The organism is Arthrobacter sp. Dra40, assembly GCF_059091905.1.
Map to the genome: position 1 here is coordinate 1 of NZ_JBNHHB010000013.1, position 14,759 is coordinate 14,759.

At 69.3% G+C, this 14,759-nt stretch carries 15 protein-coding genes and 1 pseudogene; 9 read left to right on the plus strand and 7 right to left on the minus strand.

From position 1 onward, the window contains the following. Together AC5RWT_RS08700 and AC5RWT_RS08705 are read right to left on the minus strand one after the other, a co-directional pair. Positions 1–77, minus strand: a pseudogene (locus AC5RWT_RS08700) (DNA-binding response regulator); the annotation flags it as partial. Between the two features lie 175 nt (positions 78–252). Continuing rightward, complete coding sequence (locus AC5RWT_RS08705; RefSeq protein ID WP_494079941.1) at positions 253–618, minus strand: hypothetical protein; 366 nt, start codon at positions 616–618, stop codon at positions 253–255. A gap of 147 nt (positions 619–765) precedes the next feature. On the opposite strand from AC5RWT_RS08705, the gene AC5RWT_RS08710 reads away from it, so the two are divergent. The 6 genes from AC5RWT_RS08710 (at position 766) to AC5RWT_RS08735 (ending at position 6,784) form a co-directional block, all read left to right on the plus strand. Further along, a complete protein-coding gene (locus AC5RWT_RS08710) occupies positions 766–1,812 on the plus strand; it encodes a glycerophosphoryl diester phosphodiesterase membrane domain-containing protein (RefSeq protein WP_494079942.1) in 1,047 nt (348 codons plus the stop codon). Then, complete coding sequence (locus tag AC5RWT_RS08715; protein ID WP_494045569.1) at positions 1,809–2,486, plus strand: DUF4129 domain-containing protein; 678 nt, start codon at positions 1,809–1,811, stop codon at positions 2,484–2,486. The genes AC5RWT_RS08710 and AC5RWT_RS08715 overlap by 4 nt, the downstream gene beginning before the upstream one ends. Then, a complete protein-coding gene (locus AC5RWT_RS08720; RefSeq protein ID WP_494079943.1) occupies positions 2,483–3,748 on the plus strand; it encodes a DUF4350 domain-containing protein in 1,266 nt (421 codons plus the stop codon). Before AC5RWT_RS08715 ends, AC5RWT_RS08720 begins: the two co-directional genes overlap by 4 nt. Next, entirely contained in the window at positions 3,745–4,770 is a 1,026-nt protein-coding gene (locus AC5RWT_RS08725) for an AAA family ATPase (protein WP_494079944.1), read from the plus strand. The genes AC5RWT_RS08720 and AC5RWT_RS08725 overlap by 4 nt, the downstream gene beginning before the upstream one ends. 7 nt (positions 4,771–4,777) lie before the next feature. Further along, the gene (locus AC5RWT_RS08730; protein WP_494045566.1) at positions 4,778–6,070 is read left to right on the plus strand and encodes a DUF58 domain-containing protein; all 1,293 of its coding nucleotides are present in this window, start codon (positions 4,778–4,780) and stop codon (positions 6,068–6,070) included. A gap of 66 nt (positions 6,071–6,136) precedes the next feature. Beyond that, positions 6,137–6,784 carry a DUF4166 domain-containing protein gene (locus AC5RWT_RS08735; protein ID WP_494079945.1) on the plus strand — a complete coding sequence of 216 codons (648 nt, stop codon included), beginning with the start codon at positions 6,137–6,139 and terminating at the stop codon, positions 6,782–6,784. Between the two features lie 43 nt (positions 6,785–6,827). Here the strand turns inward: AC5RWT_RS08735 and AC5RWT_RS08740 are convergent, their stop codons facing one another. From AC5RWT_RS08740 to AC5RWT_RS08760, 5 genes are all read right to left on the minus strand, one after another. Then, on the minus strand, positions 6,828–7,886 hold the full coding sequence (locus AC5RWT_RS08740; RefSeq protein ID WP_494079946.1) for a uroporphyrinogen decarboxylase/cobalamine-independent methonine synthase family protein: 1,059 nt from the start codon (positions 7,884–7,886) through the stop codon (positions 6,828–6,830). Between the two features lies 1 nt (position 7,887). Then, complete coding sequence (locus AC5RWT_RS08745; RefSeq protein ID WP_493949749.1) at positions 7,888–8,253, minus strand: chorismate mutase; 366 nt, start codon at positions 8,251–8,253, stop codon at positions 7,888–7,890. 72 nt (positions 8,254–8,325) lie between these two features. Then, positions 8,326–9,462 (minus strand): tRNA 2-thiouridine(34) synthase MnmA, encoded by a 1,137-nt coding sequence (mnmA, locus tag AC5RWT_RS08750; protein ID WP_136784669.1) that lies wholly within the window; start codon positions 9,460–9,462, stop codon positions 8,326–8,328. Between the two features lie 81 nt (positions 9,463–9,543). Beyond that, positions 9,544–10,767: a cysteine desulfurase family protein gene (locus AC5RWT_RS08755; protein ID WP_494045563.1), complete on the minus strand. Its 1,224-nt coding sequence runs from the start codon at positions 10,765–10,767 to the stop codon at positions 9,544–9,546. Between the two features lie 100 nt (positions 10,768–10,867). Next, the gene (locus AC5RWT_RS08760) at positions 10,868–11,533 is read right to left on the minus strand and encodes a helix-turn-helix transcriptional regulator (protein ID WP_494079947.1); all 666 of its coding nucleotides are present in this window, start codon (positions 11,531–11,533) and stop codon (positions 10,868–10,870) included. A gap of 179 nt (positions 11,534–11,712) precedes the next feature. Between AC5RWT_RS08760 and AC5RWT_RS08765 the strand changes: the two genes are divergently transcribed. From AC5RWT_RS08765 to AC5RWT_RS08775, 3 genes are read left to right on the plus strand one after another with little or no spacing between them, the layout of a single operon-like run. Beyond that, complete coding sequence (locus tag AC5RWT_RS08765) at positions 11,713–12,948, plus strand: NAD(P)/FAD-dependent oxidoreductase (RefSeq protein ID WP_494045561.1); 1,236 nt, start codon at positions 11,713–11,715, stop codon at positions 12,946–12,948. Next, positions 12,945–13,889, plus strand: coding sequence for a dihydropteroate synthase (gene folP / locus AC5RWT_RS08770; RefSeq protein WP_494079948.1), 945 nt, complete (start codon positions 12,945–12,947; stop codon positions 13,887–13,889). The genes AC5RWT_RS08765 and folP overlap by 4 nt, the downstream gene beginning before the upstream one ends. Continuing rightward, entirely contained in the window at positions 13,886–14,698 is an 813-nt protein-coding gene (locus tag AC5RWT_RS08775; protein ID WP_494079949.1) for a pyrimidine reductase family protein, read from the plus strand. The genes folP and AC5RWT_RS08775 overlap by 4 nt, the downstream gene beginning before the upstream one ends. The last annotated feature ends 61 nt before the right edge of the window (positions 14,699–14,759 follow it).

The window sequence follows — 14,759 nt, forward strand, 5'->3', positions numbered from 1 at the left end:
CCGTCGTTGCGCAGCACGATGCCGATCATCTCGGCCAGGGCCTCGTCGTCGTCTACGACCAGAATGCGTGCCTTCATATCTCCTAATTGTCCCCTATGTCACCGAGTTCCTGCCGCAACGGCGCACCGGGCGCACCAAAAGCGAACCCACGGCCGGGCCCGCCCCGGGATTCTAGGAAGTCACGGACCGAAACTATAGGCTGATGAGAGGCTAACACTTCGCCGACGGCCTCCCGCAGTCGGCCACACGAGATCAGAAAGACGGAACGCGATGAGCCACGGGGCCAACGACGCCGGGCATGACAGCAGGGATCCGCAGCGGCAGGGCTCCGGCGGCGCCGGCTCCCACGGCGGTGGAGGTTCCGAACCGGCCGGGCACGGCAATGACGCCGGTCATCAGCGGCCGGGCGAGCAGGATACGGCCGGGCAGCCGCCCTGGGGGCAGCCGGCAGCGCCGGGACAGCCGGGTCAGCCGGCCTGGGGCCAGCAGCCGGCGTGGGGTCAGCAGCCGGTGTGGGGACAGCCTGGACCTGCCGCACAGCAACCGACGTGGGCGCAGCCGGGCCAGCAGCCACCGCCCGCCCAGCCCGGATGGAACCAGCAGCAGCCGTGGGGACAACCCACATCCGGCCAGCCGTCGGCACAACCTGCACCAGGTCAGGCATGGGGACAGCCCGCACCCGTCGGACAGCAGCCTGGATCGTGGCAGGGCCAGCAAGGCGGCGGCTGGCCGGCGCCGGCCGGCCCCGGTCCGTACCGAGGCTACGTGGCGCCGCCGAAACCGGGCGTCATCCCGCTGCGTCCGCTCGGCGTGGGCGAGATCCTCGACGGCGCTTTCCAAGCTGCCCGCAAGAACGCCGCGGCCGTCTTCGGCACGGCGGTTCTGCTCCAAGTGGTGGTCAGCGCGCTGGCCTGGCTGGTCGGCGGACTGATCATTTCGGCCTTCGGCGGCCTGCAGGTCATGGCCAACGAGGAACTCACGGATGAATCCGCGCTGGCCTTCGGCCTCTCCATCATCATCTCCTCCCTGGTCCTCGGCCTGTTGTCCAGCGTGGGAGTCCTAATCCTGCAAGGCGTGCTCGCCATTCCCACGGCCAGGGCAGCGGTCAACCAGAAAACCAGCTTCCGCCTGATGTTCGCACTGGCCAAGGGCCGGATCGGTGCCTTGGCGGGACTGGGCCTGCTGTATTTGGCCCTGACAGCTGTTGCGCTGGTGGTGATCGTTGCCGGCTCGTTCTTCCTGGCCGACCAGCTGGGCGTGTCCTCGGTCTGGATCATTGTGCTGATCATTCTCGCCCTGACGGCGGTGTCCATCTGGATCGGCATCAAGCTGATGCTGGCCCCGGCGGTCATCATCATGGAACGTGCACCGCTCTTCCACGCGCTCGCCCGGTCCTGGCAGCTGACCAACCGCAGCTGGTGGCGGACGTTCGGCATCATCCTGCTGTGCACCATCATCGTCACGGTGATTACATCCGTCATCAGCATGCCGATTTCGTTCATCCTTGGACTGGCCGGACCGCTGCTGGGCGATCCGACGTCGGCCGAGAGCATGCTGTCCACCATGGGACCGCTCACGCTGGCTTCGATGCTGCTGTCCTCGATCTTCTCGGCCATTGGCTACGCGTTCCAGGCAGCGGTGATCGCCCTGGTCTACATCGACTTGCGGATCCGCCGCGAGGGGTTCGACGTGGTGCTGCTGCGCGAGCACGAGGCTTCCGGCGGCCAGGAAACCCGGAGCATTCCGGGACTCGGCACCGGAACGACGCCCGGCTCCGCGGTACCCGGGCGATCCGGGCCGTGGGGGCCGTGACGGTGGTTCCGGCAGCACTGGCGCTCGCCGCCGCCCTGGTGAACCCGGATCCGGAGGAGGCGCGCGAACTGCTGGTCCGCGAGCTGGCCAAGGAGGAATACCAGGACGCCCGCCCCGGAGTGTTGGAATCGGTGCTGCAGGGGATCCTCGACTGGTTCGCCGAGCTGATCTCGCAGCTGAACGGCTTCAGCCCGAATCTGGGCACGTTGTTCCTGGTCCTGGCCGCCCTGTTGTTGATCGGCGCGGCCGTGTGGGTGGTCAAGCCGCGGCGCAACGCCCGGCGCCGTGCAGCGGCAGAAATTTTCGACGCCGCCGCGCCCCTCACGGCCGACGAGCACCGCCGCAATTCCCGTGAAGCGGCAGCCCGCGGCGACTGGGACACAGCCCTCGCCGAGCGGTTCCGCGCACTGGTGCGGTCGATGGAAGAGCGCGTGGTGCTGGATGCTCAGCCGGGCCGGACTGCCGACGAGGCGGCCGCCGGGATCGCTGCTGCGTTCAGCACCGAGGCCGGACGGCTGCGGACAGCGGCCAACCGTTTCGACTCGGTGCGATACGGCAAGGTTCCTGCCTCCCCGGAGGATGTCGACCGGTTGGCCGCACTGGATGACTCCTTGGCTGCAGCGTCGCCCATCCCCGCCGACGCCACCATCCCGCCGCTGGCGGTCCCGCGATGAGGCAGGCAGGAACAAGCGCGGCACCGGCAGCCGTCCCCGAAGACCTGGCCGGAAGCCCAGCCGGCGGAGCAGCGGCCCACGCATCAGGGTCCCAACCGGAAACGGTCGGCGACGGCGGCAGCGTGTGGTCCACGCTCCGCAACCGGCTGCGCCGGTGGAGCTTCTGGCTGGTCTTGCTGGTGCTGCTCTGCGGCGTCGTCGCCCTTGAGCTGCTGCGCGGCCCGGCGGCCGACCGTGCCGACCTCTCGCCCGGCAATGCCGCACCCAACGGTGCCAAGGCCGTGGCCGAGGTGCTCCGCCAGCAGGGCGTGCAGGTTGTTGCCACCGGCTCGCTGCAGGAAACGCGCGACCAACTCCAGGCGGCCGGAGCCACGTTGCTAGTCCATGATCCGGACAGTTACCTGGCGGCGGAGCAGCTGGAACCGCTGAAGAAACAGGCCGACCATCTGGTGCTGCTTGAACCCGGCTTCGAGGCCTTGCGGGCGCTCGCCCCCGGCGTCCGGGCGGCCGGCGTGGTCCCGGCCGAAGGCGCGCACTTGCCCGCCGACTGCCGGCTCCCCGGCCCCACCAGAGCCGGGGAGATCACACGCGGCGGTCTCGCCTACCGCGGCGGCAGCGACATGTGCTTCGCCTTCGAAACGCCTGGTGGGGACGCCGCGCCCTACGTGCTGTCCGACGACGGTGCCACCGTGGTGCTGGGGGCCGGACATGTGCTCAGCAACGAAGCCATTGTCCAGGCCGGCAACGCGGCGCTGGCCCTGAACACCCTGGGTGCCACGGACCGGCTGGTCTGGTACCGGGCGGGACCACAGGACATGCCCGTGGCCGACACACCGGTCAACCCGATGAGCCTGTTGCCGGGATGGGTGCTGCCGGTGTCCCTGTGGCTGATGGCCGTCGGCATCGTCGCCATGTTCTGGCGCGGGCGCCGGCTCGGCCCGCTGGTGTCCGAGCCGCTGCCGGTCCTGGTCCGTTCGGCCGAGACGATCGAGGGCCGCGCCCGGCTCTACCAGAATGCCAAGGCCGTGAATCATGCAGCGGACAACTTGCGCGCCGCCACCTTGACCCGACTCGCCGCCCACCTGCGCCTGCCCACGGGAGCCAGCAGCGCCGACGTCGTCGCTGCGGTGGCCCGGAACAGCGGCCGCGCACGGGCGGACCTGGAACGCATCCTGCGCCACGAGGCGCCCGGGACCGAAGCCGGGCTGGTGGCCTGGGCCCAAGAACTTCAGCAGCTAGAGAAAGAGGTAATGCACCGATGAGCGAACAGACAGGACAGCGGCAGGCGGCCCAGTACGGCGGCGGCCCCGCCGTGGCCACGCAGCCCTCCGACGACGACCGCCTCCGCCAGGCCCTGCACGATGTCCGCGGCGAAGTGGCCAAAGCCGTGGTGGGCCAGGACTCCACCGTGACCGGGATGCTGATCGCGCTGCTCTCGCACGGGCATGTGCTGCTTGAAGGCGTGCCCGGGGTGGCCAAGACGCTGCTGGTCCGCTCGCTCTCCGCCGCGCTCAGCCTTGATACCAAGCGGATCCAGTTCACCCCTGACCTGATGCCCGGTGACGTTACCGGCTCGATGATCTACGACACGCACACCTCCGAATTCCGTTTCCGCGAGGGTCCCGTATTCACCAATATCCTGCTGGCCGACGAGATCAACCGCACGCCGCCGAAGACCCAGGCGTCGCTGCTGGAAGCCATGGAAGAACGCCAGGTCTCGGTGGACGGCACCTCGCGGAAGCTGCCCGAGCCGTTCATCGTGGCGGCCACGCAGAACCCGGTGGAATACGAAGGCACCTACCCGCTGCCGGAAGCCCAGCTGGACCGCTTCTTGCTGAAGCTGACCATGAACCTGCCGGACCGGGACGCCGAGATCGAGATCATCCGCCGGCACAGCCTGGGCTTCGACCCGCGCGACCTGCAGGGCGCCGGGGTGCGGGCCGCGGCCTCTGCCGAAAACCTGGTCCAGGCCCGGGCCGCCGTGGCCCGGGTGGCGATCGCACCCGAGGTAGTCGGCTACATCGTGGACCTGGTCCGCGCCACCCGGTCCGCGCCGTCGTTCCAGCTGGGCGTCTCGCCGCGCGGCGCCACCGCGCTGCTCAACACCTCCCGGGCCTGGGCCTGGCTCAACGGGCGCGGCTTCGTTACCCCGGACGATGTCAAGGCGCTGGCCCTGCCGGCGCTGCGGCACCGGGTCAGCCTGCGGCCGGAGGCGCAGATGGACGGCGTGCAGGCCGACGACGTGCTGCAGAGCATTCTGGCCACCGTGCCGGTCCCCCGCTGAGCACGCCGTGGCGATTACCGGGCGTTTTGTGCTGCTGGCCCTGGCGGGCATCATCCCGCTGCTGCTGTTCCCGCGGCCGGCCACGGCGCTAGCGTGGTGCCTGCTCTTGGCGGCGGCGGTGGGCGTTGACCTGGCGCTGGCGCTTTCGCCGCGCCGGGTGGGGCTGCAGCGGCGACTGCCGGCAAATGTCCGGCTGGGCGAATCAGTCACGGCCCAGCTGCTGCTGGCCAACCATGGCCGCCGCCAGCTGCGCGCCGTGGTCCGGGACGGTTGGCAGCCCTCGGCCGGCGCCGCGAATCCCGACCAGCGCGTGCGGATTTCGCCGGGCGAACGCAGGCTGCTCGAGGTCCGGTTGACGCCCCAGCGGCGCGGCGACCTCATGGCCCACCACGTGGCCATCCGGTCGCTCGGCCCGCTCGGCGTCGCTGCCCGGCAGATGACCATCAGCCTGCCGGGCCGGCTGCGCGTGCTGCCGCCCTTTCATTCCAAACGGCATCTGCCCTCCAAACTGCGCAAGCTGCGCGAACTGGACGGACGGGTGGCTGTGCAGATCCGCGGGGCCGGCACCGAGTTCGACTCGCTGCGCGATTATGTTCGCGGCGACGACGTGCGCTCGATCGACTGGCGCGCCACCGCCCGGCGGCAGGCCGTCGTCGTCCGCACCTGGCGGCCGGAGCGCGACCGCCGCGTGGTGATCGTGCTGGATACCTCCCGCACTTCGGCCGCACGGATCGAGGACGAGCCGCGGCTGGACACCGGAATCGAGGCGTCCCTGCTCCTGGCGGTGCTCGCCGAACGCGGCGGCGACCGGGTGGATTTCCTGGCCTACGACCGGCGGCCGCGGGCCAAGGTCGCCTCCGGGGCCAAAGGCAACTTGCTCAACCAGCTGGTCAACGCCATGGCGCCGCTGGACCCGGAGCTGATCGAGGCGGACTGGTCGCAGATACCCGCCGAGATCCACGCCCTGTCATCGCACCGGTCCCTGGTGGTGCTGCTCACCGCACTGGATTCCGGGGCGGCCGAGGAGGGCCTGCTGCCCGTACTGGCCCAGCTGACCGCCAAGCACACCGTGGTGGTCGCCTCGGTCAGCGATCCGCACATCGACCGGCTGCGCACCGTGCGCGACACCGCCGACGACACGTTCCGGGCGGCCGCCGCGGAGCGGGCCATGCTGGAACGGGCCGCCGTCGCCGCCCAGATCCGCCAGCTGGGCGCCGAAGTGGTGGACGCTCCCCCGCACGAACTGCCGCCCCAGCTGGCCGACATGTACATCCGGCTGAAAGCCGCCGGAAGGCTGTGACCGCCGTGGACCCCGTCACCGGAATGCCTCATCACGGGCCGGCCGACCGGCACGGGCGGTGATGCAGTGGCGTCTGTCTACCAACGTGCGCTGGGGCCCGACTTCTCGCTGCTCCAGCCCGAACTGCAGCAGTACTTCTCGCTCGCGGTGGCTGCGGAGAACGACGACGGTGCAACAGTCAGCGGCGTCGGTTCCGGGACGTTCGATGTGGCAGGCTGCCCGGTTCCGGCGCTGCGGCCGTTCCTGGGCCTGACAAGCAGCGACAACGCGTTGTTCCCCGAGTACCAGCACAAGGTGCCCTTCAGCATCGAGAACCGGGCCTCGCTGAGTGCGAACGGCCAGCCGCAGCTAACCGCCGTCAGAACGCTCCACTTCGAAAACCGGACCCGGATCATGGAGGACCGGACCGGCTGGGACGACAACCTGGGCACGGCCGTCGGCGCGCTGGGCCGGAGCGGCCGTCTGCTCACGGACGTGACGTGCTCGGTCGGGGTTGATGGCCGCATGCGGATCGTCTCGCGCCGCAGCCGCCTGATTGCCGGCCGCCGCTCGGTCCGGCTGCCGCTCTTGTTCGAGGCCGCGGCGTTCACCGAACAATGGTGGGACGAAGCCGAACGCCGCTTCCGGATCCGGACGAAAGTCATTCAACGCCAGCTCGGAACCGTGCTCGAATACGACGGGTCCTTCACCTATTCGGTATCGCCCCAGCCCTGAGCGCGGTGCACCCGGTTGTCGGGCACGGTCCCGTCCGGCCTGCTCAGTCCTCCGCGACAACCTGGTTCAGCGCGTCGGCGGTCTGGGTCAACCGCTTCACTACCGAGCGAGCCGCATCGGGGGCAGATCCGGCCAAGCCGGCGGACGGCGTGACCCGCAGCTGGGGCAGGCGTTTGAGCGGCAAACCCAGCTGCCGCCACGGCCGCACCACTGAATCAACGAGCGCCGTGACCTGCGGGATGCTTCCGGTGGCGGGGTCAATCAGGCCGGCCCAGATGCGTCGGTCGGCTTCGACCGCCGCGGCGATGGTTTCCCACTGCCGGGTGCTCAGCCCGCCGGTCGGGATGGCGAACCCGTCCAAGCCGCTGGCGGCCACCGCGTCCAGGGCGGAATCCGTGGCCGGAACCTGGGCCACCACTTCCACGGCACCGGCGTCGCGCAGGGCTGCAGCCAGCAGGTCCCAGGCGGCCGATGCTTCCGAAGCCGCAACCGACCGCAGGGTGCGGTAGCCGCTGGCCGTGGGAATGGTCCCGGCCAGCACGGCGTCGATCTCCGGCTCATCCAGCTGGACCACCAGCTCCGTGCCAGCCGGCAGCGAGGCTTTGACCTGGGCGAGGTGGCCTGCCGCACCGGCCACCAGCGATTGGGCGAGGTCGCGCCGCGCACCGGCGTCGATGAGCGCACGTTCGCCGTTGTGGAGGTAGAGATTGGCGGCCAAGGACATCGGTCCGCGCAGCTGGACTTTGAAGTGTGAGCCCGGACGGTCTTCGGCACCGACCACGTCGGCCAGCACGTTCAGGTCGGTGCGCAAGGCGGAAACAGCCCGGCGGTGGTCCTGCCCCGGGCGGTCTACCAGCCGCCAGCCATGCGGCTGGAGGTCGATGTAGAGTTCCTCCAGCAATCCGGCGGTCCGCGAAACCGGGTCCGAGCCGACGCCGCGGTCGGGCAGCTCCACCAGATGCGGCAGGTTCGGTTCGCCGAGTTCGCCGCGGATGATCCGGGCCGCTTCGGCCGGGTCCGTACCGGGCCAGCTGCCCAGACCGGTGGCGCTCACCTGGCTGGGCCGCACCTCGGCAGCGGGTGCGTCGGAGCCTGCGGTCATGTCAGTTGCCGCCGTTGTGCTCGTCGGAGATGGCCTGGTGGTGCCTGATGACCTCGGAGATGATGAAGTTCAGGAATTTCTCGGCGAAGGCCGGGTCCAGATGCGCCTCCTCGGCGAGCCGCCGCAACCGGCCGATCTGGGCGGTTTCGCGGTCGGGGTCGGCCGGGGGCAGCTTGTGCCTGGCCTTGAGGTAGCCCACCCGCTGCGTCGCCTTGAAGCGTTCGGCCAACAGATAGACCAACGTGGCGTCGATGTTATCGATGCTGCCGCGCACCGCCAGCAGCTCCGCCATCACCTCGGGAGCCACCTGGTCGGAGAGGGAGCTGGCGGTCGGGTCAAAGTCATCGGCAAGGTGGGGGTCGGTCATGTTCCCAGTTTATGGTTCGGCCCGCATCGGCAAGGCACCGGTTACTCGTGTGTGAAGCCCGCCGGCGGTGCGTCAGGAAACCTTGGCCGGGTCCCAGCTCAGCGAACGCGCCGAATCGATGGTTGCCTGGCCCAGCACCCGGGTCCCTTGGTAGAGGACCATGGTCTGGCCCGGAGCCACCCCGCGCATCGGCTCGATAAGCGTCACCACCAGCTGCTGCCGGCCGTCGTCGTCGAGCTCGGACTGGGCCCGGGCGGCCACGGGATCGCCATGCGCCCGGACCTGGACCATGCAGTCGAATGCCGTCTGCGCTTCGACCTCGGGCAGCGGCAGGCCGGCCCAGGAAACCTTGATGCCGCGCATCTGGTCCACGGCCAGCAGGGCCTCGGGCCCCACCACCACCTTGTTCTCCTTGGGTCGGATCTCCAGCACGAACCGCGGCTTGCCGTCGGGCGCAGGCCGGCCCAGCTTGAGTCCGCGTCGCTGGCCCACGGTGAACGCGTTGGCGCCCTCGTGTTCGCCGACTACTTGGCCGTCCTGGTCAACGATGGATCCCGATTCCATCTCAATCTTTTCGGCCAGCCAGCCACGGGTGTCGCCGTCGGAAATGAAACAAATGTCATGGCTGTCCGGCTTGTTCGCCACGGAGAGCCCGCGCCGCGCGGCCTCGGCACGCACTTCGGCCTTGGACGGCGTTTCAGCCAGCGGGAACATGGAATGCTTGAGCTGCTCGTGGGTCAGGACGCCCAGCACGTAGGACTGGTCCTTGGCCCAGTCGGCGGCGCGGTGCAGCTCGCGGTTGCCGTGCTCGTCCTCGATCACCTTGGCGTAGTGGCCGGTGCATACCGCGTCGAATCCCAGCGCCAGCGCCTTCTCCAACAGTGCCGCGAACTTGATCCGCTCATTGCAGCGCATGCAGGGGTTCGGCGTCCGGCCGGCGGCGTATTCGGCGATGAAATCGTCCACCACGTCTTCCTTGAACCGCTCCGAGAAGTCCCAGACGTAGTACGGGATGCCCAGGATGTCGCAGGCGCGCCAGGCGTCACGCGAATCCTCGATGGTGCAGCAGCCGCGGCTGCCTGTGCGGAGTGTGCCCGGCATCCGGCTCAGGGCCAGGTGCACGCCCACCACGTCATGGCCGGCCTCCACCGCCCGTGCCGCTGCCACGGCGGAGTCCACGCCGCCGCTCATCGCTGCCAGTACCTTCATGAATTCGTTTCCCTACTGATGTGTTGTCTGTGTCAGCCGCAGCGCCACAGTCGTTCGCGCCGACAGCCAGCGTTCCGCCGGTCAGTCCGCCTGCGTACCGGCGGTCTGGATGCTGGAGACGTGTCCGGCCATGCCGGCCTTTTTGGCCCGCGCGTACGCCTCCGGCAGCGCGGCTACCAATGCGTCAACGTCCGATTCGGTGGTTGTATGCCCGAGCGTGAAGCGTTGTGCGCCACGGGCTTCCTCTTCGCTCAGCCCCATGGCCAGCAAGACGTGCGAGGGCCGCGGCACTCCCGCGGTGCACGCCGACCCGGTGGAGGACTCGACGCCGGCCAGATCCAGCAGGAACAGCAGCGAATCCCCCTCGCAGCCCGGGAAGGTGAAGTGCGCGTTGCCCGGCAGCCGCCGGCCGACCTGTTCCGGGTCCGGAGTCCCCCGCAGCACCGCCTCCGGGACGGAGCGTACGACGCCGGCAATGAGCTTTTCGCGCAGGCCCGCCAACCGCTGGGCTTCTTCCGGCAAGTGCCCGACGACGGTCTCCGCCGCGGCGGCGAAGGCCGCGATCGCCGGGGTGTCCAGCGTGCCGGACCTGATGTCGCGTTCCTGTCCGCCGCCGTGCTGGACGGGAGTCAGCTTCACGTCCCGGCGGACCAGCAGCGCGCCCACGCCCACCGGGCCGCCGATTTTGTGTCCGGTGATGGCCATGGTGTCCAGCCCGGAGGCCTTGAAATCTACCGGCAGGTGGCCGAAGGCCTGGACGGCGTCGGAGTGGACCGGAATCCCGTGCGCCTGGGCGGCGGCAACAATCTCCGCCACCGGCTGGACGCTGCCTACCTCGTTGTTGGCCCACATGACGGTGATCAAAGCCACGGCGGCGGGGTCCGCGTCGATTTCCCGTTGCACGGCCTCCACCGGGACCACGCCGTCGGCGTCGACCGGCAGCCAGACCGCCTCGGCACCCTCGTGCTTTTCCAGCCATTCCACCGTGTCCAGCACTGCATGGTGCTCCACCGGCGAACACAGAATCCGCCGGCGCCGGGGATCGGCGTCGTGCCGCGCCCAGTACAGCCCCTTGACGGCCAGATTGTCCGCTTCGGTACCGCCGGAGGTGAAAATCACTTCGGACGGGTGGGCTCCGGTTGCGGCGGCGATGGTCTCGCGGGCGTCCTCGACCACCCTGCGGGCACGGCGGCCGGAGCCGTGCAGCGACGAGGGGTTGCCGCTGCGGCTGAGTTCGTGGGTGAGTGCGGCCAGGGCCTGCGCCAGAATGGGCGTGGTCGCCGCGTGGTCAAGGTACACGGGCACGCCAACATTTTACATGCCCTCATGCCCGCGCCCCAGCCGACCATGTGGGACGGCCGGCGGGACGCATCACGCGGGCCGGCAGATAACGAGGGCCGGTGCACTAAGCGGGCCGGCGCCGGTTGATCCTGGCGCAGCAGAACGGCCCGTCCGGATCGGCGGCGACGCTGTGGTTCCGGTCCCCGCAGCCGTCCAGCATCCCCTCCAGCAGCGCCAGGTTCAGTCCGCACACTGTCTGCGTATGGCTCCGGGCCAGCAGGTGGAACGGGCAATTTCCCAACGCAAAACCGGCCGCATCCGGAAGCGGCCGGTAGCCCGCCGAGGCCAGTGCAGCTTCCATGCCGGCCGTGCCGGCCCCGAGTTCCAGGCCTTTGGCCCGGGCGGCCTCGGCTACAAGTTCGTGTGCCGGGCGCGTCGTCTTGGCCGATTCCTCCACCGCGGTGGCCAGCAGTTCACCGGCCAGGTCATAGGAGCGTTCCGGTACGGAGGCCGAGACTTCCGGCACCGCGGCCGTGTACACCTTCGACGGGCGGCCGGAGCCCGGACCGGATTTGCCGCTGAGTTTGCGGAACTCCACAGTCAGCAGTCCGTGCCCGGCCAGTGCGTCCAGCTGCAGGGACACGGTGCTGCGCGGCAGATCCAAGGCGGCGGCGGCTTGGTCCCGGGTCACCGGCTCGCCGCTGTGCCGGACAAATTCGAACAGGCGGCGGCGAACGTCGTCGCCCAAGGCGGTGACAGCCGAGAGTCCGGGTGGCGGCTGATCGGTCATGGCGCCCTTTCCGGTGGCAGGTGCATTGACTTATGCGGAACGGATTTCTAAAGTCGAACATAACCATTTTAGAACATCTGGCCCTGCCCCAACAGGCAGCTGCCGGTGCTTCCATCAGATCGGCGGCCGTCGGGGCATGGCCCGCAGAGTGCCCGCCGGCCCTTTGAAGGAGCGCTGCCATGGCAGAGAACCCGATCGTCATTGCCGGAGCCGGGCTGACCGGCGCCACCGCTGCCGAAGCCCTGCGGCAGGGCGGCTACAGCGGCGAAATAGTGCTGGCCGGCACCGAAGACCAACACCCCTATATTCGGCCCCCGCTGTCCAAGGACTTCCTGGCCGGACGCGAGGACGCGCAGGCGGCGCTGGTACAGCCGCCTGGTTGGTATGCCGAGCATGGCGTCCGGCTGCTGCGCGGCACCACGGTGGAGTCGTTCGATCCCGCCGCCCGTACCGTCACGTTCTCGGACGCCATCACCCTGAAGTACTCCCAGTTGCTGCTGGCCACCGGGGCATCGCCGCGGAGGCTGGAGCTGCCCGGAGCCGAGCTGGAAGGGGTGCACTATTTGCGCACGCTGGATGACAGCGAATCACTGCACACGGTGCTGGCGACCGGGAACCAGCGGCTGGTGATGCTCGGCATGGGCTGGATCGGCATGGAGGTTGCTGCCACGGCGCGCCAACTTGGCAACGAGGCCACCATCGTGGGCCGCGGTGAGATCCCGCTGGCCTCGGCACTGGGTTCAACCATCGGCGGCATCTTCGCGGACACCCACCGCCGGGAGGGCGTGGTGCTGCGCACCGGGCGCTGGCCGGTGGAAATCCTCGGCGAGAACGGCAAGGTCAGCGGCGTCCTTCTGGACGACGGCGAGCGCCTCGCCGCGGATGTGGTGCTGGCCGCCATCGGCGCCGTCCCGAACACGGCGGTGGCCGAAGCTGCCGGGCTGACGGTGACCAACGGCATCGACACCGACCAGCAACTGCGCACCTCGGCCGAGCATGTCTTTGCCGCCGGTGACGTGGCCCGTGCCTACCACCCGGTCTTCGGTGCGCCGCTGCGCAGCGAGCACTGGGCGAATGCCATTGCGCAGGGCAAGACTGCCGCTGCCGCCATGCTGGGCCGGGATGCGTCCAACGATGACATCCCGTACTTCTACACGGACCAGTTCGGCATCGGGATGGAGTACTCCGGCTATTTCCCGTGGGCTGCCGAGAGCGAACCGGTCTTCCGGGGCAGCTACCAGGACCCGGACAAGTTGGAGTTCATCGCGTTCTGGCTGCGCGAGGGCAAGGTGGTGGCTGGTATGAATGTAAACATCTGGGACGTCCAAGAGCCCATCCAGGACCTGATCCGGTCCGGCCGCTCGGTGGATGCCGCGGACCTGTCCAACCCCGACAAGGAGCTGACCAGCCTGTGAGTCAACCACTGACGGAGCAGACGCCGTCCGGCGCCTTCCTGCCCGAGCTGCACCATCCGGTGCACGAGTTCGGCTCCCGCCGGATCGATTTCCGCTCGCAGGTGGCGCTGATGGCCATCGTGAACCGGACCCCCGATTCGTTTTACGACCGGGGCCGGACCTTTGCGCTGGAGGCCGCCATCGATGCCTCGCTGCAGGCGGTGGCAGCGGGGGCGGACTGGGTGGACATTGGCGGCGTTCCCTTCGCGCCGGGGCCGGCCCTGTCCGCGCGCGAAGAAGCGGAACGGATTGTTCCGGTGATTGAGGCGGTGCGGGCTGCCTCGGACGTGGTGATTTCCGCCGACACCTTCCTGCCCGAGGTGGCAGAGGCGAGCATCCGCGCCGGCGCCAACGTCATCAACGACACCACCGGCCTGCAGGACCCGGACATGGCGGCGGTCGTGGCGGAAGGCGGGGCACATCTGGTCATTACCCACTCGCTCGCCGCTCCCCGCACCGTGTATCCGCGACCCCGCTACGGGGACGTGGTGGACGACGTTGCCGGTTTCCTGCGCCGCAAGGTTGACCTGGCCGTGGACCTGGGCATCCCCGCGGAGAAAATCATCATCGACCCGGGCCATGACCTCAACAAGAACACGCTGCATTCGCTGGAAATCACCCGCCGCTTCGGTGAAATCGCCGCACTCGGCTACCCGGCGTTGGCGGCGGTTTCCAACAAGGACTTCATCGGCGAAACGCTGGACCAGCCCAAACAGGAACGGCTGTCCGGATCGCTGGCGGCCGCCGTCATCTGCATCATGAACGGCGCGCGGATCCTGCGCATGCACAACGTTCCCGAAGCAAGCGCCGCCATCCGCATGGCCGAGGCCGTGCTGGGCTGGCGCGAACCGTCCTATCTGAAGCACAACATGGGCGAAGTCAACGAACCGGCGGCGCCGTGACCAGGCCGATCCGGCGCATCCTTCCGCCCGGTCCGGAGCAGGCCACCGACCAGGACTTGCTGGACTGGTACGGCGAACTCCCCCGGTCCGGTCCGTGGATCCGGTTCAACTTCGTTGCCAGCCTGGACGGGGCGGCCACCTACGAGGGCCGCTCCGGGACGCTGGGCGACGAAGTGGACCAGCGGGTCTTCCTGCTGTTGCGCCGGCTGGCCGACGTCCTGGTGGTCGGGGCCGGGACCATTCGCGCAGAAGGCTATGGCGGCGAGCTGCTCTCGGCCGAATCTCAGGCCTGGCGCACCGCCCGCGGCATGAGTCCGCACCCGCCCGTCGCGGTGGTCTCCGCCTCGCTGGACCTTGATCCGGAGAGCGAGTTCTTCACGGCCGCGCCGGTGCGCCCGATCGTGCTGACCAGTGCGGCCTCCCCTGCGACCCGGCGCCGCGCATTGGAACCGGTGGCAGATGTGGTCGACGCCGGCACCACCCGGGTGGAACCGGCGTTGATGGTGAGGGCACTGGTGGCCCGCGGTTACCAGCAGCTGCACAGCGAGGGCGGCCCCACCCTCTTCGGCAGTTTCCAGGCCGCGGGACTGGTCGACGAGCTGTGCCTGACCATCAGCCCGCTGCTGGCTGGCGGCACCGGCAAGCGGATCTCGGACCATGTTCCCGGCCAGTCGCTGCAGCGGCTGGAACTGCGCCAGGTGCTGGAGTCCGGGTCCATGCTGCTGCTGCGTTACACCGCCTCGGACAGCGCACCGGGCACCACGTCGACCGAGGCCGGAAGCCTGCCGACCGGCTCGCCGTCGGCATAGACCCGCGGAAAGATGCCCCCCAGAAGGCGGGACGGGACAGCGGCGAGACGATGAACAGATC